Origin of the sequence: Flavobacterium myungsuense (assembly GCF_042677265.1) — a bacterium.
GTDB classification, from domain to species: Bacteria; Bacteroidota; Bacteroidia; order Flavobacteriales; family Flavobacteriaceae; genus Flavobacterium; species Flavobacterium myungsuense.
Window position 1 is genome coordinate 109,513 of sequence record NZ_JBHTIZ010000011.1, and the last position, 25,879, is coordinate 135,391.

Below are 25,879 nucleotides of genomic sequence, written 5' to 3' on the forward strand. Positions count from 1 at the left end.
ATTTGAACTAATTGTTCTTAAATTCATTCTCAAAAGGAATTCGATGTAAAATACTTCGTCCTAAAGTTACCTCATCTGCATATTCCAATTCATCACCAACTGATATTCCTCTAGCAATTGTTGATGTAATTATATTGCTCTCTTGTATCTGTTTATAAATATAAAAATTAGTTGTATCGCCTTCCATTGTAGAACTTAAAGCAAATACTACTTCTGAAACTGCTCCTGATTTTACCTTACTAACCAAAGAGTTTATATTTAATTGACTTGGCCCAACTCCATCTATTGGTGATATTTTTCCTCCTAAAACATGGTAAACTCCACGATATTGTCCGGTATTTTCAATAGCCATAACATCTCTAACATCCTCAACAACACATATTATTTTGTGGTCTCTATTTTTGTTAGAACAAATTTCGCAAATTGTAACATCAGAAAGGTTATGACAATTTGAACAAAACTTTATTTCTTCACGCATCTTAAGTAATGCTTGAGATAAAAAAACGGTTTGCTCTTTGGGTTGTTTTAAAAGATGTAAAACTAATCTCAAGGCTGTTCTTTTTCCTATACCTGGCAATTGAGAAATTTCGTTAACTGCTTTTTCTAATAATTTGGATGAAAATTCCATAGACAAAAATTTACATTTTAAAATTAAAAAATTACTGAAGTTAATAACTACTTACTTGATATTGACAACTAGAAAAAAATTAACTTTAGAAATACTTATTCTAATTTTAATGTTTTAAAATCAGTTAAATAAAAAAAAGTTCATGAGAAATTAATTCTTATAAACTTTCCGAAAATTTAAATTAAAAATTAAAAATTTAAAAACTTTTGATACCATGAAGTTTTTATAGTTTTTTCTCCATAACCATATCCGTATCCGTAACCTTTCTTGGTGTCAGTATCATTTAGAAGTAAACACATATTAGGAAGTTTATTTTCTTTATATAATGAGTTAGGAATTGAAAGCATTCGTTTTCCTAAATAATTAGCACGAAAAACATAAACAAAGCAATCAGCATATTTAGCAATTAAAATCGTGTCGGCCACAACGCTTACTGGTGCTGTATCTACAATGATATAATCGTATTGTGTTTTTAGAGTTTCAAAAAAGGTTTCTACTTTTTTACTCATGAGCAGTTCTGCTGGATTTGGAGGAATATTACCTGCTGACAATACATATAAATCGTCATAACCCTTTTGCTTAACTATTAAATCTTCTGGTTTTAATTCACTAGATGATAAATAATTTGTTACACCTCTTTCCGGAACGTCTAAATATTTATCTAATCTTGGGCTTCTAATATCCATTTCTACTAACAATACTTTTCTACCTGAAAGAGCATAAGTAGCTGCTAAATTTGCAGAAACAAACGTTTTACCTTCTTGAGGCACAGTAGACGTTACGAAAATAGTTTTTGCTCGACTTCCTATCTCTTTATTAACCATGAAATCTAAATTAGACCTGATAATTCTGAGTGCTTCCGCAGAACTAGTTCTGCTATTAGGCATCATGATTTCAAAAGGGGAATCTGAAGTTGGTATATCTCCAATAAATGGAATACTTGTTTTCCCTTCTAAATCTAATCTGCTTTTTAACTTGTTATCTAATAAATCAATTACATATATAATGACAAATGGAATAAAAAGTCCTAACAATAGGGCAGCAAAATAAAAAACATTTTTTTGAGGAGAAACAGGATCTTTTAAAGCTTTTGCTAAATCAACTACACGAGCATTAGGTTCTGTTGCAGAAAGTGAAATAGCTGTTTCTTCTCTTTTCTGTAATAAATACAAATATAGTTCTTCCTTTACTTTTTGCTGTCTTGCAATAACTCTAAACTGACGTTCTTGAACAGGGATTTTGCCAATTTTAGAATTAAAGGAACCCTCCTTGACTTTTAAATCTCTTTTTTGAATCGTTAAATTTGTTTGTACTCGTTTTAAACTAGAAGTGACATTTGCTTTTAGAGATTCAATTTGTTGATCTATTTTAACAACAACTGGATTTAAAGATGTTGCCGATTTTAAAATTCGATTTCTGTCTAAAATCAATTCATTGTAGGAGTTAATAAGACTACTAGCATCTCTCTCTCCAGAAACAATATTTGTTGGTAATAAATCAGAATTTGTTGATTTTTTCATAAAATCCAGTAAAGATGAAACGACATTCAACTGAATTTCTGCTTCTAATATTTTTTTATTGTATTCACCTGATCCTTCTATAAATAACTTTGCTTCTGCCTCGATATCAGTAAGATTATTTGTTTTCTTAAAACTCTCAACATCTTGTTCTACACCATCTAACTCTTGTGTTATTAACTTCAATCGATTAGCAATGAACTCTGATGTTTTTTCAGAAATTAAATTCTTATCAGAAACGGCATTTTCATTATAAATTTGTATTAGATTGTTTAAAAAATCTTCTGATTTTTCAATAACTGGATCTGTAATTGATACAGAAACTACACTACTTGTTTTACTCAATGATGTTACTTCTAATCGATTTTTAAAACTATCAACCACTTCATCGATGGGTGAAATAATTATTTTTATTGAAGCGCCATTACCTCTTGAGTCATTCTCTTGAGTTAATCTATTTATTATTAAATCGCCATACTTTGTTCTAATTGTTTCACCATAAAAAAATTCTTTTTTATTGTTTAAAATAACATTCAATTCTTCAGAACCAAAATTACTTTCTAATTGAAACTTATCTTTTTTTAGTTCAAGAAAATCAAAAACTATATAAGTCTCATAAAATTTATTTTTTCTGTTGATGAAATTAATTTCAATTGGTGCATTTTTATATGTTTCTCTGTCATTGATGCTTCCTTCAACAAACATACAAATATTTAAGTCTAACATTTTAACCGTACTTTCAACTAAGGTTCTAGACTTTAAAATCTCAATTTCATTGTCAACATTACTTTTAAGACCTCCAACTAATCCTAAATCGGCGAATGCAGACAACTCAGAAAGCATTCCACCCTTTTTTTCATCTTTAACTAATATAGTTGTTGAAGCACGAAACTCTGGAGTTGCATATCTTAAATGCAAAAAAGTGGCTATCAGGCAAACCGTTATTCCTAAAGCAAACCATTTCCAGTGAATTATGTATTTAGCCAAAATGTCTTTTAGATAAAACTCTTCTTCTTTAATTTGATTTTTATTTGATTTATTTCGTGACATTGCATTTTTTATTTTGAAGACGTAACAATTAATGTAATTAAAGTAATTAACAATGAAGTTATAGAAATAATAACTCCTGTATTTGGACCAATAGCTGCACCATTAATTTTATTTTTATTTGGCTCTACATAAATCACATCATTCTGAGCCAAATAATAAAAAGGTGAATTAATAAAATCCGCTTTTGTAATATCTACTCTATTAAATGATTTTATACCATCTGTCTCTCTAATTATTAAAATATTATCTCTTTTCCCATAAATAGTTAAGTCTTTAGCCATTGCTAATGCTTCGATTAATGTTATTCTTTCAGAATTAACTTGATATGTTCCTGGTAAATTTACTTCTCCTTGAACTGAGATTTTAAAGTTTGTTATTCGCAGATTTATTATTGGATTTTCTATGTATTTTGATATTTTTTCTTGAAACATTTTTATCACATCGATTTTAGACAATCCACTAACTTTTAGTTTTCCTAAAACGGGAAAATCTATAAAACCATTAGCGTCTACTAAGTAAAGCTGAATAGATTGCTGCCCTACTGCAATATCTAGTTGTTTTATATTTGTAGCTCCAAATGTTTTTAAATTGAAAGGATTTGCTGTTTCAGCATCTTCTGCAGAAACAATAATCATTAATAAATCGTCAGGCTGAATTTTTATTTCAAAAGAGCTCGGATTTTGTTTAGAACTCAATGAATCTATATTTTGGTAATAAACTAAATTTTCTCTAGAAGCACAAGAAAAAAGAAATAGTGTTAAAAAGAAAGGAGTTATTTTCTTTATTAATAAAGAATATTTCATAGATATAATTTATTTGTTATAGATCATATATAGTTTCCATTTTTACTCACTTTACCATTAGTCAGGTTTGTAAGTATTTCTTTGGTAATCTATTTGTCAATTGCGATTTATAATTATTAATTTTTTAAAGCCACAAATATAGTCAATATACATTAACAAAATTTTAAAAATAAATATACAAAAACGTTTACTTTTTTACCATATTTTATCAGATTTTGAAATAAAACCTTTTTCAAACAATTAATACGCATTGTTTTCTCCACGAAAAAAATTCAATACAGTTCTATATATTATTTTTAAATCCAAGACAAAGCTCCAATTTTCGATATACCAAATATCATAATCTACTCTATCTTTCATATTAATCAATTCTTTAGTTTCTCCCCGAAAACCATTTACTTGAGCCCATCCAGTAATTCCTGGTTTAGCATAATGACGAACTAAATAATTATTAATTAGCTCTGAATATTGTTCGGTATGTTTCAACATATGGGGCCTTGGTCCTACTACTGACATATCTCCTAGTAAAACATTTATAAACTGTGGTAATTCGTCAATATTAGTTCTTCTCATGAAAGCTCCAATTTTTGTTACTCGAACATCACCTAGAGTGGCTTGAAGCTCATCAGCTAAAGTGTTAGTGTACATAGTTCTAAATTTAAAACAACTAAACGCTCTATTGTCTCTTCCTGAACGCTCTTGTTTAAAAAAAATTGGACCAGGTGAATCTAGTTTTATTATAATAATCAGTATTGGAAATAACCAAGGAAAAATCAAAACAATTACAAGAAAAGAGAAGCAAACATCAAACAATTTCTTCTCTATGCGATTAATTGTCAACTCTAACGGTTCTTTTCGCAACATAAGTACCGGAGTGTTTTCATAAAAACTAATTTCAACTTTTCGTGATTTAGTATACAACTGAAAATCTGGAATAAATTTTATACGAATCATACTCCGCTCACAAAGTGCTGTAAGTTTATTGATTGTTTTTATATTATCAATATGAAGTGCGATGTACATTTCATCTATTTTATGATTGGCAATAAACTCTGGAATATCATCAAATCCTCCTAAAATTGGTACTGAAATAAATGCAAAAGGATCAACAGACTCGTCAAAAAAACCTAACACTCGGTATCCATAACTTAAATCTTTTGATAATAATTTACGAATATGCTCACCAGTATCATTTGCTCCTATTATAATTACGTTTCTAAAATTATATCCTTTAGCACGAATATATTTTAAAATTTTCATGAACAATACACGAGAAATAGATAGCAAAACAAAGAAGATAACATAAAATATTAACAACCGTAAACGCGAAATTCGATAAAATTTTAAAGCAATTACGAAGGTTGCAATTGTTACTGCGTGTATCAATACTAGTCGAATAGTTCGTATTAAAATAGACTCGATTCTTTCTATTCTAATTATTCGATAGGCGTCTTTATAAAGCAACAACACAATCCAAAGCACATTAGTTAACAGGGAAATAGTTTCTACTTCCTTTAAATTAACATCATTAAGATTTCCGTTTCTAATTAAGAAAGAAAGGACTATAGCTAGATTTAATAGCACTAAATCCCATATGAGAAAGCAAATTTTGAAGTAACGATAAAAACGATAAGTGGCAAGGTTTTGTAAAAGAGACATGTAAAATTAAATAGATTTAATTTTTTTTAAAAATACAATTTCATTACATATAAACTAAAAAAAAATAGATTTTTTTTTATACAAATTTATTTTTTCTTCTAAAATTAACTTTATAAAAACGGGACCAAAATACAAGTACCTTTTCCACATTCGTTTAGGTTCTTTTACTAAACGAATAAACCATTCTAATTTTAGATTAATCCATAACGGATGGGGGCGTAGAATTGTTCCTGCATAAAAATCAAAAACTGCCCCAATAGAACAAATGATTTTTGCATCTAATAAATGACTGTTATTGTACGACCATACTTCTTGCTTAGGAGCAGTCATACCAACGAATAAAACATCAGGTTTAAATTCGTTTATGGCATTAATCATTTCCTCATTTTGCATTTTGGTAAAATTATTTGTGAAAGCAGGTGAAAACGTTTTTACAAGTATATTTGGAAACTCATTAGAGACTTTTAGTTTAATTTTTGACAAAGTAGTTTCTGAGGAACCTAAATAAAAACATTTTCCTGATTTTTGATTTAATTCTTTTAAGAGAAATTGATGAATGTCGGCTCCTGCAATTTTTTTAATACTGGCTCCACTAAGCAAATTAACCGCCGATACAATTGCCATTCCATCAGGCAATAAAACATTCGATTTTTGAAGTGCTATTTTAAATTCTTCATTATCATTTGCCAAACAAAAAGAATATTGATTAATCGTATTGATAATCGTTTTTTTTACATCTTTAATTTGATTTAAATCACCACAAAATATCGAATAATCAATTAATGAAACAGTTGGTAAAGAATTATCCATTATTTAATCTTTAGAAAATTGGAAGCCTAATAATGAATTTTTCAGTCTATAGATTGGAGAGATAATCCGACCATAAAAAATCCTTGAAGAAAATCCAAAATAACTTTTAAATGATTTAAAAATAACAGGATTTGTTATTACTTTCCGAGCAAAAATAAAATTTTCATTTCTAGAAGTATCAAATACTGTTTTATATCTATTATAAGCATTCGTATGTGTGGCTAAATAATCAAATCCTAAATTCAAAACTTTTGATTGTATTGGATACACTGTTAATTGATTCTTTTTGTATTGATTAAAATACCATCGAATTGCCCACGAATCTATTTTTCTTGCTATTTGTTTCTCTAACATAGAACATAAATCTGATCCACCAACTGCAAAGTTTTTTTGGTCATTTCTATTTGATTTGAATTCTTGATAATCTTTTATTTCCCAATCAACACTTTCCCATCTCTCTTTCCAAGTTGCCCAACCCCATGACATTCCTCTAGGAGTAAAGTAGACGTCATATTCATAATTTTTAGGAATAGTTATTTTTAATCCATATCCTGAAATAGAAAATACATTTTCGTTATTTTCGTAGAATTCCAAGGCTGAATTCATGAAATATAAAAAATTTTCACTAGTAATTAGATCGTCCTCAAGTACAATTGCCTTTTTATGAATATTTATGATTTCTGTTACACCATTTATTATTGAATTAGCAAGACCTTTATTTAATGGTGATTCATAAATAGTAATCGTTTTAAATCCTGAAATTGTTTTTAGATATTTTCTCACTTCGCAAATAACTTCTTCCTCCAGACTGTTTTTAGGACCGTCTGAGTAAATTATAAAATCACTTTCTAAAGCTAAAGAATTAGAGGCTAATGCGTTAATTGTTTTTTTAAGCGTATCTAGTCTTTTGTATGTAAACAGTACTATTGGTGCCAATTTCATAGTAAAATGCTTTTTTTTATTTCTGAACCGATAATTCTCATATAATCTATGAAAAAGTATACAAATGGTATTGGACTATTCTTTCTTGCCCATGACCATCTTAATTTCAAGTTTACAGGAGATTTTTGAGATAACAGTAAATCTTTATAATATTTTGGTGTTTTTTTTTGATGTTCGCTTTTGATCCCTGTAGCATCAATCTCGCTAAGGACTGCAGCATTTGCTACTACAAATAAATCATATCCTTCCTTCTGACACCTAAGAGAAAAATCTTCATCAGCTGCATAATGAGGGAAATACACTTCATCGAATAGTCCAATTTTTTTAAATACTTCTATTGGAATTAATGTTCCTCTTCCTGGTAAAAGTTCACTCCTAATCAAAAAGTAATCTCTCATTATTTTTCCCCAAGAGTATTGTAAATTTATTGTAGATCGATATTTGGCTATAAAAGGATTCCATTTTGTGCCTGCAAATACTATTTTTTCAGGATTATTTTTGTCTAAGGATATACTTCCTAAAATACTATTGGGGTGCTTTTGAATAGCCGAAACTAAATTTTCTAAATAATTTGGATACACTATCAAATCGTTGTTTAATGTCAAAACATAATCCGCATTATTATTTATAGCATACAACACTCCTAGATTAGTAGCTGCTGTCCACCACATACCGTTATCTCCTTTTAATAAAACAACTTGTGGAAAATTAGACCTAATTTTTTCAGATGTCCCGTCAGTTGAACCATGATCAACAACAATAACCAAAAAATTCTTATACGATTGATTGTAAATGCTATGCAAGCATGATGCTGTAAAATACCAACGATTTAAAACTGGAATTACAATGTGTATCATTCAGGAATTAAAATTTTAGCTTTCGAAGTTTTGTTTTTTTTCTTTTGCAAAATTATAAAAGGCAATCCTAAATACAAAGGGTAATTAAACCATTGCTCCCCTTGAAGATTTAATAGCACAACAAGAACTACTATAAAAGCGAAAAATAAGCCTTGTCTGTTAGTGGCTTTCCATAAAAAATAAAAGAACCCAATTAAAAAAAAAACTCCTAACGATGCTAGATATCCTGTAAACCCATTACCACTAGCAATAGCATCTCCTTTTTCTCCCACAAAAAGATACTGATGTTCAGAATAACGCGTTTTTTCATTTAATCCATTTCCAATAAATGGATGCTTCTGTATGTAATACCAATCAAAAATTAAGGAACCAAATCGCGTGTTTGAAAATTCGCCAACTTTCTGATTACTTGATTTTTCTATTTGTATTTCGATTTTTTCTTTTAAAAAATCAGTTGTCTCATAAATGTATGTTATAGCGAATACAAAAACTGGAACAATAAAAATATTTTTTCCTTTAAATAAAAGAAACAAAAAAATAATTGCTCCGACTAGATATCCTGTTGTACTTTGTGTGGTAAGTAACGCTAAAATAATAATACCTAATTTAAAAGGTTGTTCAAACCAATAATTTTTTAAGTTATTATAATTTAGAGCCAGACACAAAGTCAAAATACCCGCAAAAGCACCTGGTTCCCAAAACATACCTGCATTTTTAAGCATATGTAACTCTGTAGATGTTCCGTATATAATATATGATTCTATTTCTGGTCCTAAAGTAATACTAGGTATTACAATTCCAAAAATATTAACTACTAAATAAAACATTAATGATATTAAACTTAAATCAGCAATAACTTTAAAAAAAATTGATGCAAATTGTTTCTTTAAATAATTAATTATAATTCCCCCTAATAAAAATTTTATCACTAAATTAATCATTCCTAATACAGATACATAACCTAGCTTAATATGTTGGAAAACGCCAATAATTAAAATTCCGGTAACAATAATGAAGATAAGTTTTATAAATTTTTTACTAAAACGGATACTTTTATAAATTATTAGGATAGTTAAAGTTAGCCCAACAACAGTTGAGAATTTCCCAAAAAGAAATGTAATTAATGGATTACCACTAAAAAAAAGGAGTATTAGTATTAATAAATATGATTTTTTATTTTTCATTTTAATTGTAACAAGAACTATACTTTTAAGTTTATTTTCGAAAAACCTTTTTGATTTGTACCAAAATTTAATTACTAATAGAGTCTTTTTTTTTCTTTTAATACTTTATTATAAATAGAATCAAAGTACAACTTTTGCAACTTTGGTGAATATTGATTTTGATAACTATGATATGTATTCAAATAAATTTGCTCTTTTTCTGAACTAGAAAGTAAATTAAACTTGTTTAATGTCTCTATTAAATTATTCTCATTTCCAGATTCAAACAAAAAGCCATTTTCTGCATCTGAAATCATTGACGACATTGCACCAATTCTGGATGCAATTACTGGAGTACTTGTTGAAAAAGCTTCAATTATTGTCATTGGCATACCCTCATACCAAACAGAAGGAAAAATTAATGCTTGACATTTATATAATTCTGCTATTACTTTTTCTTTTGATAAATTGCCTAAATAAATAATATTGGCAGATTTTTCACAAACTTTTAATACACTTTCTTTTAATGGTCCATCTCCTGCTATTCTTAGTTTAAAAGAAGTGTTTTGAAATGCTTTTACAAGAATTTCTACTCCTTTTTCTTCGGACAATCTACCAATGAATAAATAGTGATTTTCTCGCTTAATTGCATTACTATTTTCTATAACTGTAGTGAAATTTGGTTTTATAACAAAACGCTCTTTAGAAATTCCAAAATTAGATTTTTGGAAAACATCAGCTGCAAAAGGAGTTAAGCATATATAAGCATTAATTTTGTTCCAAGTACCTATTTTCTTATGTAACCAAATCGTGAAAGCGATCCAAAATGTCTGAGTTCTTGAAGAGCGATATACTTTATTACGAATAGATGTCCACGGAAATCTTTGAGTCAAACTATTCGTAAATAAATTTTGATTGTGAAATAAAATGGCTGACGGACAAAGCAAACGATAATTATGAATCGTATGAACTATAGGAATTCCTAACTTGCTAATTGCTCGAAAAAGCAATGGCCCCATAGCGAAATGCCAATTATGAACATGAATGATATCTGGCTGAAATTCTTTAATTTTTTGCTTTACTTCACTTATAGATACAAAATTCCATATTGACAACAAAAATTGTAAAGCACCCTGAAAACCTAAATGATTTTGAAAATATAAAACTTCTACATCATAATACTGTTTCAACAATTCAATTTCATGTTCAACAACGGCATCTTCGCCTCCTTTGAAATGATAATGTGTATGTATGATTAATATTTTCAATTTGAACGTATCTATTTTATTTCTTTGCCCTTAGAATTAATTCTTTGATTCTGTTTGTCTTTGCCTCTTCGCTAAAATAATTATTGTAACATTCTATAGTTTTTTTTGATTCTTCTTTCAATAAATCGTCATCAAATAGTATCTTTTGCAATAAATTTTTAATCTTTTCCTTATCCAAGTTAAAATTTTCTAAATCAAATCCAAAACCTATACCTCTATCTAAATAAACGACATGTGCTCCCGATTTACTAACTAGAAATGGAACTCCATAACTTATTGCTTCTAATAATGAAGCAGCACCTGAGTCATGTAATGAGGTCGAAACAAACAGTGAAGAATTTTTTAAAATATTGAGCATATCCTCTCTTTTCTTAAACTTGTTGTGATGAATAATTTTTATATTATCAACAAATGGTTTTATCTTACTATAATAAGGACCATCTCCTATAATAACAAGTTTATAATCTGTATTATTTTCAGTAATAAATTCACTAAATGCTTCTACAAACAGATGAGACATTTTCCAATCTATAAGTCTATTTGCAATAACAATGTTTTTTTCAGGATTTTTGTTTACAAAATTCTTATCCTTATCAAAAACCATTAATTCTATCTCTATTTTGTGTTTAAAGAAACGTGGAATCATCCTTGCACTTTCTGGAGAGGAACAAATAATTTTTAATGACTTTAAACACCCTAAATAAAATAAAGGATTGATATATATTGAGTTACGAATAATAATTCTTAATAATTCTTTAAGAGCGTCTCTCTTTTTTAGTGCATTCAAATAACTCAACGGAAAGAATTCTCCTCCTCCTAATGGTCCCCAAATAAACTTAAAAGGCAATAAAAAGATAATAGTAGGATAATAAAGTGGTGTAAACGTAAGCTGATGAATAATTGAACCTTTGTACTTACTATAATTAAAAAGTAAATGAAAAAAAACTAAAAATTGCCAAAGGAAATAGTATAATCGAATACCTAAAAACCGTTTAGTAAATAAAATGCTACTTGGGTAATCAATTCCTATAGAAAAAAGATTCGTATTGTTTACAATTGCTGATACATTATTATTTTTTCTAGTTATTAAAAGAATTTTTTCGTCCTTGCAAATAGTAGAAATTGCCTTTGTCCAATAGTAACCAACACCTGGCTCAGAACCACTGTCTTCGCAAGCATAAGCAATAATTATTCTATTGTATTTTTGCATTTAAATCAAATGGATTTAGTTATAAATTCTAACAACTTGTTTTCTCTTTCTGAATTCTCTTTATCGATAGTATTTACAAGAATCTTATTTATGAGAAAAAGTGAAAATACTTGTGAAAACTCATTTATTTGAATTTTATCTTTTACATATTCTACTATTCTTAAAGGAGATTTTAATGATTTGAGGTTTACTGCAATTTGATAATGATAATTTATAAAATCTAAATGCTGTAATCCATCTTTCACAAAATATTCAAAATCAAAGAAACTTATTTTGTTTTTTTTATTAATAAATATATTCCACGGAGCCATGTCTCCGTGTTCATAACTTAAAGAATATAATTCTTTAGAAGAATTAGATATTTTAATTAACACTTCTTGTAAATGAAAAAACTCTAAGTTTTTAGTCGTATTCATTAAAGCTATAAATCTAGGGTGCTCTTGTAAAATAAACTTCTTTTCTCGGTCAAATTTTCTAAGTTTTTTTAGAAGGTCTTCATCCGAAATTGGTTTATTTGTACCCTTAATTTTTTTTACTATTATATAATTATAATTAACATAATCACCATGCATAATTAGATACTCTTCTTCAAAAACATCCGATATGTTGGCTAATTCTTTGATGGCTTTTAATTCATTTTCAATTTTCAACTTTCCAGAATGGCTAAGGCCAATTTTTGAGTATCCTAATACTTTTCCGTCAGTTGTGAGTAATTGCAAAACCATTTTTCCTGCTATTGTAGGATAATATAGTGAAGCATGAATTTGTGTTTTTAATGTTTTTTCTAAATGAATAATAAAGCTACCAGAATCGAATTTTCTTGACAAAGTTTCTCTAAAATATGGAATATTTACTACTGCAAAAAAGACTACTTTCTTTAATATTTGAGCTTTTAAAGAAAAGGGATTATAGAGTTTAAAACTTTGTTTTACTATGCTAGATGAAGATACATTTAAGGAAACTCTAGGATTATGAAAAGGCAAATTTATAAATAGACCTTCTGAAAAAAAATCATCAAACTGCATGCTTTTTTCTATTTAGAATTTCGAGAATTACTTTATTTGCTATTTGAGGTATCGAATTGGATACATCTATTTTTATAAATTTATAATCTTCACATAAATTAGTATATCGCTCTAATTGTGACTCAAGCTCCATTTTACTAACTTCTTTTTTTCTAGAATAAATAATTTCAGATTTTGCAACAAGAACAAATGTAATTGCTGGTTTAGGTATAAACATCCTAGCTATTTTGATTGCTTTTAGAGAACCTCCGTATCTGTATCTTTTTGGGTCAGCAATAATATCATCAAAATATCTATCAAAAATAATAATTGTTGGGGTTAATTTAATGGTCCAAATATTTAGTATCCAGTTGACATTATATTGAAAAATAAGGTAAATTAATTTTAAATAAGAAACAAAAGCTGGATAAGATGGATTGCTATGTGGATTAATAATCGCATGTGACTTCTTATTGACAGTTGGTTTTAAATGAAAATAGTGAAAATTCACAAACGGATTCTGATTTCTTAATTCCTCAATAATGGTGCTTTTACCCGATCCATCTGGGCCTAAAAAGCAAATTGTTAGACTTGGTTTTTCATACATTCGAATAAAAAACAAATATAATTTTTGAATTTTTTTACGATAATCAAAACTAAATGTCTTGAATTTACTTGACTTTTTATCAAAAATAATTTTCAATTTATTAAAATCAATTTTTGAATTTAAGTCTTTGAAATATGCAAAATTATCATCAATTGTTTCTTTTTTGAAAGCCTTTTTATCTAAATAATATTCTATTTCATCATTGTTTTCAATCTTTGAAAAAAGAAATCCATTTACTTCCCGTTTCGTTTTCTTTTTCAGAAGCTTTTTTACATTTACATCTAGTAAGTTGTGATTTGAAAAAGTAATATCAAGTTCAATTTTAAAACTTTGATTTTCATTTAAAAAAATTAGATTAAACCGAGAGGTACCGCTATCAACTGTATGACTTAAAAAATACCCGTTATTTTCAGTACAAAAAAAGGAAATAAACTCTTTTAATTCTTTTTTACTACAATCTACAATTAAATCTATGTCATTATTTAGACTAAAAACATCTTCAACATGATGTAAAATAGCATATTGAAATTTGCTTTCTAAAGTCCTGAAAAAAGATAAAATTAGTGCTTGTCTCATCGCTTAAAAAGCCTTAAAATTTCTAAGGAAATCCTAATCATTATTCCAAAAAAACATTGATAAATAGTCATTCCCGCATTTCTTCTAGCGCTATAATTTTCTTTAATAGATTTAAATAGTGATAATTTAGCGCTAATACCTCCTATTCTATAATTAGTAATTAATGCTGGAATATATTGAAAACAGGTTTTGTCTTCTAAATAAGCTGACAATACTAGTTGATAATCAGACAACGACGATAAACTAGTATTATATTTATACTTTTTATATACTTCATTATGAATAAACATTGTAGGGTGATTAAGAATCATACCATGATATCTAATCAAAAAATCATTGTTATTTGCTTTTCTTATAAAACTCTCGTTGTTAGACAAAATACATTTTTTATCTCCATAAAATATTTTTTTAACCAAATTATTATTATAGGACTCTACAACTAATGCTACTGCATTTTGTTCATACCAATCATCACTATTTATCAAACCTATAAGCAATCCTTTTGCATGAGCAATTCCCTTATTCATAGCATCATAGAGACCTTTATCAGGTTCGCTTATATATATTGCTAATTTATCTTCGTATTTTTTAATAATTTCTATCGATCCGTCTGTAGAACCACCGTCTATAATAATATATTCAATATTAGAATACGATTGATCAATTACACTTTTAATCGTTTGCTCTAAAGTAGCAAATCCGTTGTAAACTACAGTTATTATGCTTACAAGAGGTTTGTCAGAAGTCATGTTTTATTTTTTTTGACAAATCTTTATCTCATTAAATTTTATAGTCCTCTTCTATAATATTATATACTCTATCAACTGTAAGTTTCCATGAATAATGAAGACTATGCTCGTAACATTTTTGTGCTTTTAATGCAACTTCATCATGGCTTTTTGAAATTGACGATAATCTTTCTGACATTTCCTCAATAACTTCTTGATAACTCTTTCCATTTACATCTGTAACCCATCCTATTTCATCATTATTAAAATATCCTGCTCCGCCTAAATTAAAACTCATCACTGGCAAACCATTGCTAATAGCCTCTAACAATACCATCCCGCCACTATCATGTAAGCTTGGGAATAAAAAAAGATCATTACTCTGATACAAATCTTTTAAATCTCCTTGAGGCAACCATTTTATCCAATGAATGTTTTTTTCAAGACCCAATTCGCGTACTTTATTTTTAAGCAATGATTCAAAATCTCCATGACCAACAATTGTAAAAGTAAATTCTACTTCTTTAGATTTTAAAATGAATAAAGCATCTAAAACAATTTGAATACCTTTCCAATAAATAAAGTTCCCAACGTATAAAATTTTTAAATCTGTATTTTTATTTTTTTTGTTCAAGTTAAGTTTCTCTCTATTTACACCAATAGCAGGAAAAACATGAATTTTACTTCTTAACGAATTTGGAAAATAAGAAGCAGATTCATAAGTAGTTGCGAAAATTTTTCTTGAGTGATTAAATATAGTTGTAGAAATCGGATTCCATTTAACCAAAGAATTTAATAGATTTCGTAATTTTTCTTTAAAATAATATCGAAAAGGAAGTCCTTTTAGAAGTGCGTCAGGACAAGTTTCTCCTCCTCCTAATGGACCATAATAAAACGGTATTCCTAAAAAACATAGAAAGCTATATTTTCTAATCGCAACAAAAGTTATGTGATGAATTATATCTGGTTTTAATATATGCAATTGTTTTTTAACTCTAAAATAAATGACTATTTGCCATAATAAATAATAAAGATGAACACCTATGATTTTTTTTATCCAAATGATATTACCTGGCAAATCATAATAAATATATTGAATATTTGCATTTGTATAATTTTCATTTTCAATGACCTCTTTATTATTTTTTCTAGTAATAACTGTTACATTATGTCCGCGTTCAGCTATTTGAACAAGCCAATTCCAACCTACTCCTGGCTCCGAACCTCTATTAGGTTCACATGCATATGCCGATAAGAGTATTTTCATATGTTGCTATTTATTGTTCATTATAACGACTAACCAAATAGTTGTGTATGTTTTTTTTAATTTCAAAAGCGATTATTTTTGTTTCTCTTTTAGTGTCAATAAATATTACTTTTTTAGATTTTAGAATATTTTTATTAGAAATTTTTTGTTCCGAAATTTTAAATGAAGAATCAACAACGAAAAAAAGATCTGGCTTAGGAATTATTTTACTTAAAATACGGTTGAAAAAAAAATTGCTATTTTGATTATAATAAGTTGTATCAAAGAATAATTTGTAAAAACAACTATCCAAAACAACTAACTTACTTCTAACTTTCTGTGGATAAACTATAAACCAATATTGATAAATAAAATAAAGCCATTTAAAATTAGACATACTATTAGTTTTCAAAAAATTAAGATTAGAAACACTTCTAAAAGCCTCTAAATCCTTAGCGTTTTCTATAACTAAATTTGTTAAATCAGACTTTGTTGTTTCATCATTACCAAGAATTTGAATAATCACACCTGTTGGTTTAATAAATCGAAATACTCTTCGTTTAAATTCGAGAATTGCTAGTTTTAAATTCTTTTTATGCGATTTTTGAGTTTCTTTTTTAAGGACTTTTAAAAATTCTGGAGTAAGATTTGTTTCGTTGCCGGTATCAAAAACATCAATAAGCTTGTTACATAATTCTAACCGAAAGCGGGAATGAAATTGTTCAATAATTACATTGCGATTTTGAATCCATAATTTATGTAAGTATTCAAATTGATTTTTAGAAATACTTTGTTTTATTATCTTTTTGTATAAATAATAAATAAATGCAATTTCATCTGAGCAAACCCAAAACTCAACACCGTTATTTCTAATTAGTTTCTTTGAAGCTAAAAGTTCTTTATCTGTAAGAACAATATTTCCATTAACCATGTAGTTAGCACAAAAATCTAAAGCTAACATTACTAAGTTGCATTCTTTATCATTAACACTAGATACAACAAAATATTTTCCTTCAATTTCATGTTGTAACAAATTGCAAGCCTCAAGGTTATTACTAACTAAAAATTGACTGACTAATAAATTTACTTTTCTGAATTGATTGGAATTTATAACTATATCTACGTCACTCCCTATTTTAACAGGATATTCATTTACATTACCTAGAATACAATATTCTATGTTCTCTTTTTTAAAAAAGTGTATTAATTTAATGAAAATGTCTTCCTTCAATTATTCTCTTTTTTTTATAAATTTTGCTGGAACACCACCAATTACACTGTTGTCAGGAAATGATTTGGTTACGACTGCACCTGAACCAATTATAGAATTACTACCAATACTAACTCCTGGCAATATAATAACACGAGTGCCTATCCAAACATTATTCCCTATTGAAACAGGATTTTCTATTGACGGATTTGTTGGGTCAATCATAGGTTTTGTTGTATCTGAAATATCGTGCGTGACTGCCATGATTACAACATCTGGCCCCATCATAACATAATCTCCAATTTGAACTGAACCTGATATTCTAGCATTTTGACCAAGTTGAGAATAATTCCCAACTCTTAGCTTTGAACCATCTCCAAAATAACATTTGTTTTTAACAACTACTTTTTCTCCACATGCTAAAATAATTCTTTTAACAAGAAAGAGTCGAATACTATAAAATAGCTTATAGCCAGGAATAGGCTGCATTGGTAAATGTGAAGCAAAAATATAATATATAAAAAGATACAATTTTTTCATTAAAATGACTTAAATATAGTTACTCGAATGAATCGTAATACAACAGAAAAAAAGTTCTGAAACAAACTTAAACCCGCCGCTTTTCTGGCTCTAAAACCTTCTTTTATTGCTTTGAAACTGCTCATTTTTCCACTTATCCCGTCAAGTCTATAATTCACATATGCTTCAGGGATGTAAAAAAAAATGCTTGAATTTTTTAAATATTGCTTCAATACAAACTCATAATCTGACAGTGATTTAAGATTGGTATTGTACAATTCATTTTCGTAAATTTCTTTGCTAACAAACATAGAAGGATGGTTGTATGTCATACCGTAATACAAAAATTTGAATTTGGAAGGATGGAATTTTTTAAGTTTTTTTGAACCATCTTCAAGAATGTCAAAACGATCTCCATGAAAAATGCATTTATTTGGATTTTGAGTATACGATTTTACAATTAATTCTACTGCATTTAACTCATACCAATCGTCGCTATTAATCATTCCAATAATTTCCCCTTTTGCATGCAAAATCCCTTTATTCATAGCGTCATAGAGTCCTTTATCAGGTTCACTTGACCAAAAGGAAATGTTATTGTCGTATTTTTTTAAAATATCAATTGTACCATCTGTCGAACCTCCATCAATAATAATATATTCGATAGTTGCATAGGTTTGATTAATTACACTTAGAATGGTTTGCTCTAATGTTTTGGATGCATTATAAACAACTGTAATTATACTTACTAATGGTTTTGAATGATTATTCATTTAAGCAAATGCAGGTGTGAATTTTCTTTTTGGCTTATTCAAAATGCCAATTAAAATCCAAATAAAGAAAAAATGTACTCCAAAGCTTGGAAAATTTTCAACTGACAGCATTGCAAATTCGATTAATAACCAAGCTGCAATTAAAAATTTAAAGCTATTGGGTTTATAATTTATTATACCAAAATAAATGCTTTTAATAAATAACAATATTGTAGTTATTAGCAATAGAAGCCCGCCCTTTAGAATAATCTGGAGAAAACCAATTTCAACAGAAAATCTTTGAGAACTATCACCTCCATCACCTAACCATTCTTTAAAATAAGGACTATAATAAGTTCCTAAATATCCTCTTCCCATAGCATAATCGGCTCTTTTTAAATCTGAAAAAAGTTCAATAAATAAAAATGAACGAGAGTCTGTTTTACTTAAAGTTTCAGCCTTTATTGAAGAGGTTAGGTATTCAAACATTTCTGCAAAATAAAAGAAAAGAAAGTAAACTAGAGTAAATGAAGCAACTAGGAAAGTAAATTTTAACATTTTCGACCTAACTAATTTAAATATTCTTGAAGATAAAAACGCCAGTAAAAAAATTGTTATTACAATAATACCCGATCTATAATCGTATAGCCTAAAGAAATTAATTGCAGCTAACAACAATAAAACAATAAATAACTTTCTTTTAGTACTTGTTGTAGTTAAAAAATCAAATAAGAGAAACGAATAACCAGCAACAAGCATAATGGGATGTTTGAAAATAATTAAATCTATAATGGTAAATAATGGAATTAGTTTAGTCATGTAACTACTTACTAAAGATAAAAATGAAATACTATTCTTATTTACAAATAGAGCAACAACTGCTAAAAAAAATGCGGGAAAGGCATAAGGATGAAAAAACAAAGTTATGTAATCAATTTTCGTTCTAGTTAGTGAGAAAATTAAAATTATAAAAACTACTAGTAGATATATTGAAATTGGGTTTACAGAAAAAAAATCTTTATTTAACTCTTTTATACGTAATGAAAAGTTCATAGAAATAAACAAGTAAAAAAAAGATAAACCTGCAAAAGATAGTGCTCTAAAGGCAAACAACCCCGTTGCTGTAAAATAAGAATAAGCAATACCTGATAGAAAAATTGAAATAAATATATAGTTCTTTAGTCTCTGCACTTAATTAATGAATTTTATAAATTTTGCAGGATTACCCCCCCATATTTCATTACTTGGAATATCTTTCGAGACTAATGAACATGCCCCAATAACTACATTATCACCAATTGTAACTCCTTTTAGTATAGTAGAATGTGCTCCAATAAAAACATTATTCCCTATTTTAATAGGTGTCGTTTTTGTGTGTTCGACATCAGATTCACGATTTAATCTTTTTAGAGAATCTAAACTATGGAAATTTGTATCGTATATCACAACATTACCGCCAATATTAACATAATCTCCTATTTCTATTGAATCTTGACAAACAATTGCAGCAGAACTCATTCCAACATTACTGCCTATTGTAAGCATGCCTTTTTTGCCTACAACAATACTACAAGCATGAAAACGACCAATAGGATTTGATGATTCCCGATTATTCATTCTAAAATTAGTTCCAATTATACATTTTCCTCCTATGCTAATATTCACTTTTGGAATTCCAATACTTTTAAACGAGTTAAATTTGCACCCGTTAGCATAAAGTATAAAAAAACTAATCATCCAATCAAAGGGGATAAGAATATAAAATTGTATTTTTTTTATACTTTTAAAAAAATAGATAATTAAGTATTGCATCTTAATTGCTTAAAATTTTATTATAACATGCGAGTAAATCTGAAAATATAGTTTCTTTATCATGTCTAATTATTGCTTCTTGTTTCGCTTTTTCAGCAATATTGAAATATTTTTTAGGGTTACTTATATAATCCTGAACAATTGCAGTAAGTTCATAAATACCATTAGAAGGAAATAATGTTCCTGTTGTACCATTTTTTATCAATGAAGATATACCTCCAACGTTACATGCAACAACTGGAATTCCTAATATTTGCGCTTCGCAAACACTGTTTGGACTATTGTCAATATAAGATGGATGGATGAACAAATCAGATTGTTCTAGAATTGAAATTAAGTCATTAGGCGATTTTCGACCAATGCATTCTATATTGATATGTTTATGATTAATTCCTGTTTTCTTTTCAAAATGTCTCAATAACTTATCGGTATCATCAATACCAATTATTCGCCATTTGAATTTGATATCGGTTTTTCCGTGTAATAATTTTGCCGTATTTAAAACTACGTCGATTCCTTTATAAATGGTAGATGATAATGTTGAAACCAAATTAATTGTATTTGAATCAAGATTTATTCTCTCGTTTTGATCATAAAAAGGCAATCTTAATACTTCGTCGATGTGAAAATATTGAGCTTTTGGAGCATATAAACGCACTAAAGCTTTATCCCAACTTGTTCTTCCCATTATAAATTGGGCAATTTTTAAATTATTTTCTTCTCGTATTGCTTGTTTTCTGAGTCTTTTTAGTGAAAAAAAATGGCTTTGTCCAAGCAAATTGTTTTTGAAAAAACTCAAATTAAAAAGAAAATCTAGTTTAGATTGTGAAGGCGGAAAATAGGCGTTTACTATTGGATTTAATAATCCTTGAAGATGAATTACAACCGGAATAACTGTTTCTGTTTGAATAGATGTAAACATACCTTCTGTTCCAAAAACATGAATTATATCTGGTTTAAAATCTTCAATTACTTTTTTTATTTGAAGATTATATTCAGAATTTTCAATTTTACCCGACCAATTATTTATAATATATTTTAATGGTGTTTTCTTTGCTGATTTTCTTAATATTGGATAATAGGTTGTGCTGTTTTTCTTAACTTTCTTTAAATCTTTAGGATGAAAAAAAGAAATCCCTAATTCAACTTTTGAACTTTGGGAAACTAACTGCTCTAATGACTCTATCCAGCCACCACCATAATAAGCATGATTGTCATTCTCATAAAGTGACGGTGTATTAGTAAACCAAAGAACTCTCATACTAAGTTATATTTTTTGATAAGCAACTAAAATAGTATGCCCTTTTAAATGCTGTTTGTTTAAGTTAGTTTCTTTAATTCTCTTATTATATAACCCCGATATTTTATGAAGTTTTTGGATTATTTTGCCAACAAGTTTGGAATATTTCGAATAATATTCTGAGAATACATATCCAGATATGTGATACTCTTGAAGCTCTTCAAAATGCACCTTAATTAATTTTAAAGGAAACATATTTGTCAATTCTACAAGGGATTTTTCATTCCAAAGTCCCATATGATGTGGAGGCATATTTAAGCAACCTTTTCCATCTTTTATAAAAGAATCATTATTAGGAACACTAATAATCAAGGTACCGCCTGATTTTAAACAATCTATTTTTCCTTTTATAAAACTATGAACCTCTGTAATATGTTCTAAAACTTGATAAGAACAAACAATATCAAATTTATTTTCATTTTGCTTTGAATAGTCTTGAATGGTTTGATTTATAATTTCCCATTTCCCATCCTTGTCTTTAGTAGTTTCATTAAGTTCTAGACCTACTGAGTATTCTAAATCATAATGCTCATTCACTTTTTTTATAAAATCACCATGAGCACAACCAACCTCAAGTAATTTCATTCCTGGCTTAATATATTCTTTTGTGATTTCATGCTCCCATTTCCATGACATATAATACCAGTCAAACTTTTGAAAGTGTTCATAAAAGGCACTATTCCCTGATAAATTAAATGGATAATAAAAACTATAATTGGTCTCATTACATTTATAAACGGACACTTCACTGATTGCACTAAAATAGCTAGAAACATCAATTTCGTACACTTTGTATGCATCAACAATCTCACTCACTTTTATACTTTTCTCAAAAGTAGTATTACTAGATTTTGTTAAAGGGGATAAAACAGCATTCATAGAATTAAATTATTTGTTCCAAATACCTTTGGCGGATTTAGAAATTATTTTGATATATTGAATTGGACTCAAAATTACACTGGGAATAAAACAAATTACAGTTGAAAAAATTACTCCTGAAGGTCCTAAATTGAAATACTTTGCAAAAAGAATAGATAATGGTATGTTTAACAATGCAGTTAATAATCCTTGAATAGCCTGCATTCTTATTTTTCCAATCCCATTAAGAAAAATTGTAAATGGTGTTACATAAATACAAAGAATAAAGAAAATACCCATAAAAATACTCAATGTTTTAGGCACAAACACCTTAGAACCTACCCAAAAATTATAGAAAAAATCTGAAAAAAGTATCATAAGTATAATTAATATTATAAAACTGAAAGCTAATTTTTTCATATTTGCAATCGATCTTTTAATCCAATTGAAATCTTGTTTTTGATAAGCTTCAGTAATACTTGACCAAAATGGAGTTGCTATAATTCCAAAAACCATTGTAGAAATACTGAAATATTTGTAGGCTATATTATATGGCACTACTTCTTTTGGGGAAAACAAATTTGATATAATTAGATTATCGGTTGAATAAAGAATTATCCCTGAAATTTGAACAATAAAAAAAATAAGACCTAATCCGAAAATATCTTTTAAATATTCTTTTTTCCAGAGCGATAAAGATGGTGAAAAACATTTATAGGTATTAGTGAACGCAAAAAAATTAAGCCCAAATAGAATTACTACGGGTAAAGCAGAAAAAATTGTTCCAAAAAGCAATAATGAACCATCGTTTATAAAAGTGATAAGCCAAATTGATAATAATGATATTGCTTGTGTATAAAAATTAATTTTTCCCTGCATAGAATGATTCTGATCAGCAGTATATATAGTTGTAATAAGTTTTACAATTAACTGTAAACAAAAAAAAGAGAAAACAATTGGCATAAGTATTCCAAGGTCTTTTTGCAAGTAATGGTTTGCATTAAAAACTAATGTCCAATCTATAAAGAAGTTAAGAAGAATAAATAGTAGCGCAAGAATTAAACAAATACTACCAATAGTAAAATAAGCAGAGCTTACATATCCTCTTGCCAAAGTTAAATCACCTTTAGCCTTAGCTTCTGCAAATTTATTTCGTAATCCGTTTCCTAACCCAATATCAAAAAAAGAGAACCAAGCAATAAATGAACTTAATGTAAGCCATATACCATAATTTTCAGAATCAAGAAAATTTATAGTAAGAGGCACCATAAGAAATGTTGCAATTATACTACCCCCTTTATATATAAAAGACGCGATAACATGCTTTGTTATGTTTTTAGTTCTATCGCTTTTAATTCCAACTTTTTTAAAACCCTTCTGAACCGTTTGTTTCAATTTTATTTATGCAATTTTAAATTAAAAACTCTTTCAATTCAAGCAATGAATTAATCCTCAGAAATTTTCTTTTTTAGGATAAAATTATGATTTAATATTGCTATTTTGAATAAAGTTAAACTTTTTAAATTAAACCTAATGTTTATTAAGACAATTATAAATTTGTGAAAATCATTATTTTAACCACAGCTTCGCAACTCTTACCCACAATAATGAGCAGAACCTTTGAATTAACTTGGCTTGCAAATATAGTTACAAAAAAAGGTTTACAGATAATTATATCTTTTTTAACAATTAAGTTATGTAATGTTTAATTTAAAAATCGCTAAATTATTACACTAAAATAATTTAAACTCGCATTTTTTCGTATTTTGGCATTCGATTAAAAAAAATATAAATGACTCCATTTGCCATATTAACCTTAATTGTAATTTACTTCGGAATTTTATTTTTTATTTCACATATTGTCAGCAATAAAAATAGTGGAAACGATGCTTTTTTTAAAGCCAATAAAAACTCAAAATGGTACTTAGTGGCTTTTGGAATGATTGGCACAGCACTTTCGGGCGTGACTTTCATTTCTGTTCCTGGAGAAGTAGGAAATCCTGATAACCAATTTAAATATTTTCAGTTTGTTATAGGAAATGCCATTGGATTTGTAATCATTGCCAAAGTTTTGCTCCCTTTATATTATAGAATGAATCTCACTTCGATATACAGTTATATCGAAAAACGCTTAGGAACTGTGAGTTACAAGACCGCAGCAAGTATTTTTTTAATCAGTAGAACTATAGGTTCATCCTTTAGACTGTATCTTGTAGTTATTGTTTTGCAACGGTATGTATTCGATTTTTATCAAATTCCGTTTGCCGCTACCGTTCTCATTTCGTTGCTATTAATATTTGCTTATACCTATCGTGGTGGTTTAAAAACAATTATAATTACAGATACTTTACAAACATTTTTCTTGGTTTCCTCTGTTTTCCTGACCATCTTTTTTATTTGTAATAGTTTAAATTTATCTGTTTTTGAAGCCTTTGAAGAATTAAAAAATAGCAATTATTCTAAAGTTTTTTTCTTTGAAGATTATATGAAAGGCACTTATTTCTGGAAACAAATTTTAGGAGGAATTTTTGTCACTATTGCCATGGTTGGATTAGACCAAGATTTAATGCAGAAAAATTTGAGTTGTGCCACCATTGGGGAAGCCCAAAAAAACATGTTTACCTTTACAGGGATTTTCGTGATAATTAATATTTTCTTCTTAAGTGTTGGTGCTTTGCTTTATATTTATGCTGATAAAAACGGAATTGCAATTCCTACTGACATAATAACCGGAAAACCAAGAACCGATTTATTATTTCCTGAAATCGCTTTTCATCATTTAACATTAATTCCTTCGATTGTTTTTCTATTGGGATTGACTGCAGCCACTTTCGCCACTACTGACTCGGCATTAACAGCACTAACAACTTCATTCTGTGTAGATTTTTTAGGAATGGATAAAGCGGAAAATCTAAATAAACCCAACATTGTTAGAACCCGACATTTGGTTCATATTGGTTTCTCATTTTTAATGTTTTTAGTCATAGTGATTTTCAATGCTATAAATGATGCCTCTGTTGTGAGTATGATTTTTAAGATTGCATCCTATACCTACGGACCGCTTTTAGGATTATATGCTTTTGGATTATTTATGAAATCGAAAACCGTACAAGACAAACTAGTCCCTATGATTTGCTTAATTTCTCCTGCTATTTGCTTTTTTATTAGTAAAAACTCATCACTACTATTTGGAGACTATGTATTTGACAACGAACTTATTATTGTAAACGGATTAATAACTTTTATTGGATTGTTACTAATTAGCAAACCTGCAATTTCAGAAACGAGATTTTAATTGAATGCCTAGCACTGATAGCAACGGCATACTTTTGTGTTTTTCTTTAAAACACAAAAGATAAA

The 25,879-nt window shown here is 28.0% G+C and carries 23 protein-coding genes; 1 reads left to right on the forward strand and 22 read right to left on the reverse strand.

Annotation, left to right across the window (positions count from 1 at the left end; translation table 11 throughout):
* Positions 1 to 7 precede the first annotated feature (7 nt).
* From recR to ACFQ0S_RS04075, 22 genes are all read right to left on the reverse strand, one after another.
* Complete coding sequence (gene recR / locus ACFQ0S_RS03970) at positions 8 to 628, reverse strand: recombination mediator RecR (protein WP_379754187.1); 621 nt, start codon at positions 626 to 628, stop codon at positions 8 to 10.
* Between the two features lie 188 nt (positions 629 to 816).
* Positions 817 to 3,195 carry a GumC family protein gene (locus ACFQ0S_RS03975; protein ID WP_379754190.1) on the reverse strand — a complete coding sequence of 793 codons (2,379 nt, stop codon included), beginning with the start codon at positions 3,193 to 3,195 and terminating at the stop codon, positions 817 to 819.
* Between the two features lie 8 nt (positions 3,196 to 3,203).
* Positions 3,204 to 3,998, reverse strand: a complete 795-nt coding sequence (locus tag ACFQ0S_RS03980; protein WP_379754193.1) for a polysaccharide biosynthesis/export family protein — start codon at positions 3,996 to 3,998, stop codon at positions 3,204 to 3,206.
* A gap of 240 nt (positions 3,999 to 4,238) precedes the next feature.
* Positions 4,239 to 5,582 carry an undecaprenyl-phosphate glucose phosphotransferase gene (locus ACFQ0S_RS03985; protein ID WP_379754196.1) on the reverse strand — a complete coding sequence of 448 codons (1,344 nt, stop codon included), beginning with the start codon at positions 5,580 to 5,582 and terminating at the stop codon, positions 4,239 to 4,241.
* 129 nt (positions 5,583 to 5,711) lie between these two features.
* Positions 5,712 to 6,467 carry a WecB/TagA/CpsF family glycosyltransferase gene (locus ACFQ0S_RS03990; RefSeq protein ID WP_379754199.1) on the reverse strand — a complete coding sequence of 252 codons (756 nt, stop codon included), beginning with the start codon at positions 6,465 to 6,467 and terminating at the stop codon, positions 5,712 to 5,714.
* A gap of 3 nt (positions 6,468 to 6,470) precedes the next feature.
* Positions 6,471 to 7,409, reverse strand: a complete 939-nt coding sequence (locus ACFQ0S_RS03995; protein ID WP_379754202.1) for a sugar transferase — start codon at positions 7,407 to 7,409, stop codon at positions 6,471 to 6,473.
* A complete protein-coding gene (locus ACFQ0S_RS04000) occupies positions 7,406 to 8,266 on the reverse strand; it encodes a glycosyltransferase (protein WP_379754206.1) in 861 nt (286 codons plus the stop codon). The genes ACFQ0S_RS03995 and ACFQ0S_RS04000 overlap by 4 nt, the downstream gene beginning before the upstream one ends.
* The gene (locus ACFQ0S_RS04005) at positions 8,263 to 9,450 is read right to left on the reverse strand and encodes a hypothetical protein (RefSeq protein ID WP_379754209.1); all 1,188 of its coding nucleotides are present in this window, start codon (positions 9,448 to 9,450) and stop codon (positions 8,263 to 8,265) included. The genes ACFQ0S_RS04000 and ACFQ0S_RS04005 overlap by 4 nt, the downstream gene beginning before the upstream one ends.
* A gap of 74 nt (positions 9,451 to 9,524) precedes the next feature.
* Positions 9,525 to 10,697, reverse strand: coding sequence for a glycosyltransferase (locus ACFQ0S_RS04010; RefSeq protein WP_379754212.1), 1,173 nt, complete (start codon positions 10,695 to 10,697; stop codon positions 9,525 to 9,527).
* Between the two features lie 16 nt (positions 10,698 to 10,713).
* Positions 10,714 to 11,907 (reverse strand): glycosyltransferase, encoded by a 1,194-nt coding sequence (locus tag ACFQ0S_RS04015; RefSeq protein ID WP_379754215.1) that lies wholly within the window; start codon positions 11,905 to 11,907, stop codon positions 10,714 to 10,716.
* A gap of 5 nt (positions 11,908 to 11,912) precedes the next feature.
* Complete coding sequence (locus ACFQ0S_RS04020) at positions 11,913 to 12,932, reverse strand: hypothetical protein (RefSeq protein WP_379754218.1); 1,020 nt, start codon at positions 12,930 to 12,932, stop codon at positions 11,913 to 11,915.
* Positions 12,922 to 14,094: a hypothetical protein gene (locus ACFQ0S_RS04025; RefSeq protein ID WP_379754221.1), complete on the reverse strand. Its 1,173-nt coding sequence runs from the start codon at positions 14,092 to 14,094 to the stop codon at positions 12,922 to 12,924. Before ACFQ0S_RS04025 ends, ACFQ0S_RS04020 begins: the two co-directional genes overlap by 11 nt.
* The gene (locus tag ACFQ0S_RS04030; protein WP_379754224.1) at positions 14,091 to 14,843 is read right to left on the reverse strand and encodes a glycosyltransferase family 2 protein; all 753 of its coding nucleotides are present in this window, start codon (positions 14,841 to 14,843) and stop codon (positions 14,091 to 14,093) included. Before ACFQ0S_RS04030 ends, ACFQ0S_RS04025 begins: the two co-directional genes overlap by 4 nt.
* 31 nt (positions 14,844 to 14,874) lie before the next feature.
* Positions 14,875 to 16,089, reverse strand: a complete 1,215-nt coding sequence (locus ACFQ0S_RS04035; protein WP_379754227.1) for a glycosyltransferase family 4 protein — start codon at positions 16,087 to 16,089, stop codon at positions 14,875 to 14,877.
* Between the two features lie 10 nt (positions 16,090 to 16,099).
* Complete coding sequence (locus tag ACFQ0S_RS04040) at positions 16,100 to 17,299, reverse strand: hypothetical protein (protein ID WP_379754230.1); 1,200 nt, start codon at positions 17,297 to 17,299, stop codon at positions 16,100 to 16,102.
* Positions 17,300 to 17,767: an acyltransferase gene (locus tag ACFQ0S_RS04045; RefSeq protein ID WP_379819053.1), complete on the reverse strand. Its 468-nt coding sequence runs from the start codon at positions 17,765 to 17,767 to the stop codon at positions 17,300 to 17,302.
* Between the two features lie 50 nt (positions 17,768 to 17,817).
* Positions 17,818 to 18,570, reverse strand: a complete 753-nt coding sequence (locus ACFQ0S_RS04050; protein WP_379754236.1) for a glycosyltransferase family 2 protein — start codon at positions 18,568 to 18,570, stop codon at positions 17,818 to 17,820.
* Complete coding sequence (locus ACFQ0S_RS04055) at positions 18,571 to 19,740, reverse strand: hypothetical protein (RefSeq protein ID WP_379754239.1); 1,170 nt, start codon at positions 19,738 to 19,740, stop codon at positions 18,571 to 18,573.
* Positions 19,741 to 20,214, reverse strand: coding sequence for an acyltransferase (locus ACFQ0S_RS04060; RefSeq protein ID WP_379754242.1), 474 nt, complete (start codon positions 20,212 to 20,214; stop codon positions 19,741 to 19,743). It lies immediately after the preceding gene.
* A gap of 148 nt (positions 20,215 to 20,362) precedes the next feature.
* Positions 20,363 to 21,622, reverse strand: coding sequence for a glycosyltransferase family 4 protein (locus ACFQ0S_RS04065; protein ID WP_379754245.1), 1,260 nt, complete (start codon positions 21,620 to 21,622; stop codon positions 20,363 to 20,365).
* 6 nt (positions 21,623 to 21,628) lie between these two features.
* The gene (locus ACFQ0S_RS04070) at positions 21,629 to 22,540 is read right to left on the reverse strand and encodes a class I SAM-dependent methyltransferase (RefSeq protein WP_379754248.1); all 912 of its coding nucleotides are present in this window, start codon (positions 22,538 to 22,540) and stop codon (positions 21,629 to 21,631) included.
* Positions 22,541 to 22,549: 9 nt separating this feature from the next.
* Positions 22,550 to 23,914, reverse strand: a complete 1,365-nt coding sequence (locus ACFQ0S_RS04075) for a lipopolysaccharide biosynthesis protein (RefSeq protein WP_379754251.1) — start codon at positions 23,912 to 23,914, stop codon at positions 22,550 to 22,552.
* 397 nt (positions 23,915 to 24,311) lie between these two features.
* Between ACFQ0S_RS04075 and ACFQ0S_RS04080 the strand changes: the two genes are divergently transcribed.
* Complete coding sequence (locus ACFQ0S_RS04080) at positions 24,312 to 25,814, forward strand: sodium:solute symporter (RefSeq protein WP_379754254.1); 1,503 nt, start codon at positions 24,312 to 24,314, stop codon at positions 25,812 to 25,814.
* The last annotated feature ends 65 nt before the right edge of the window (positions 25,815 to 25,879 follow it).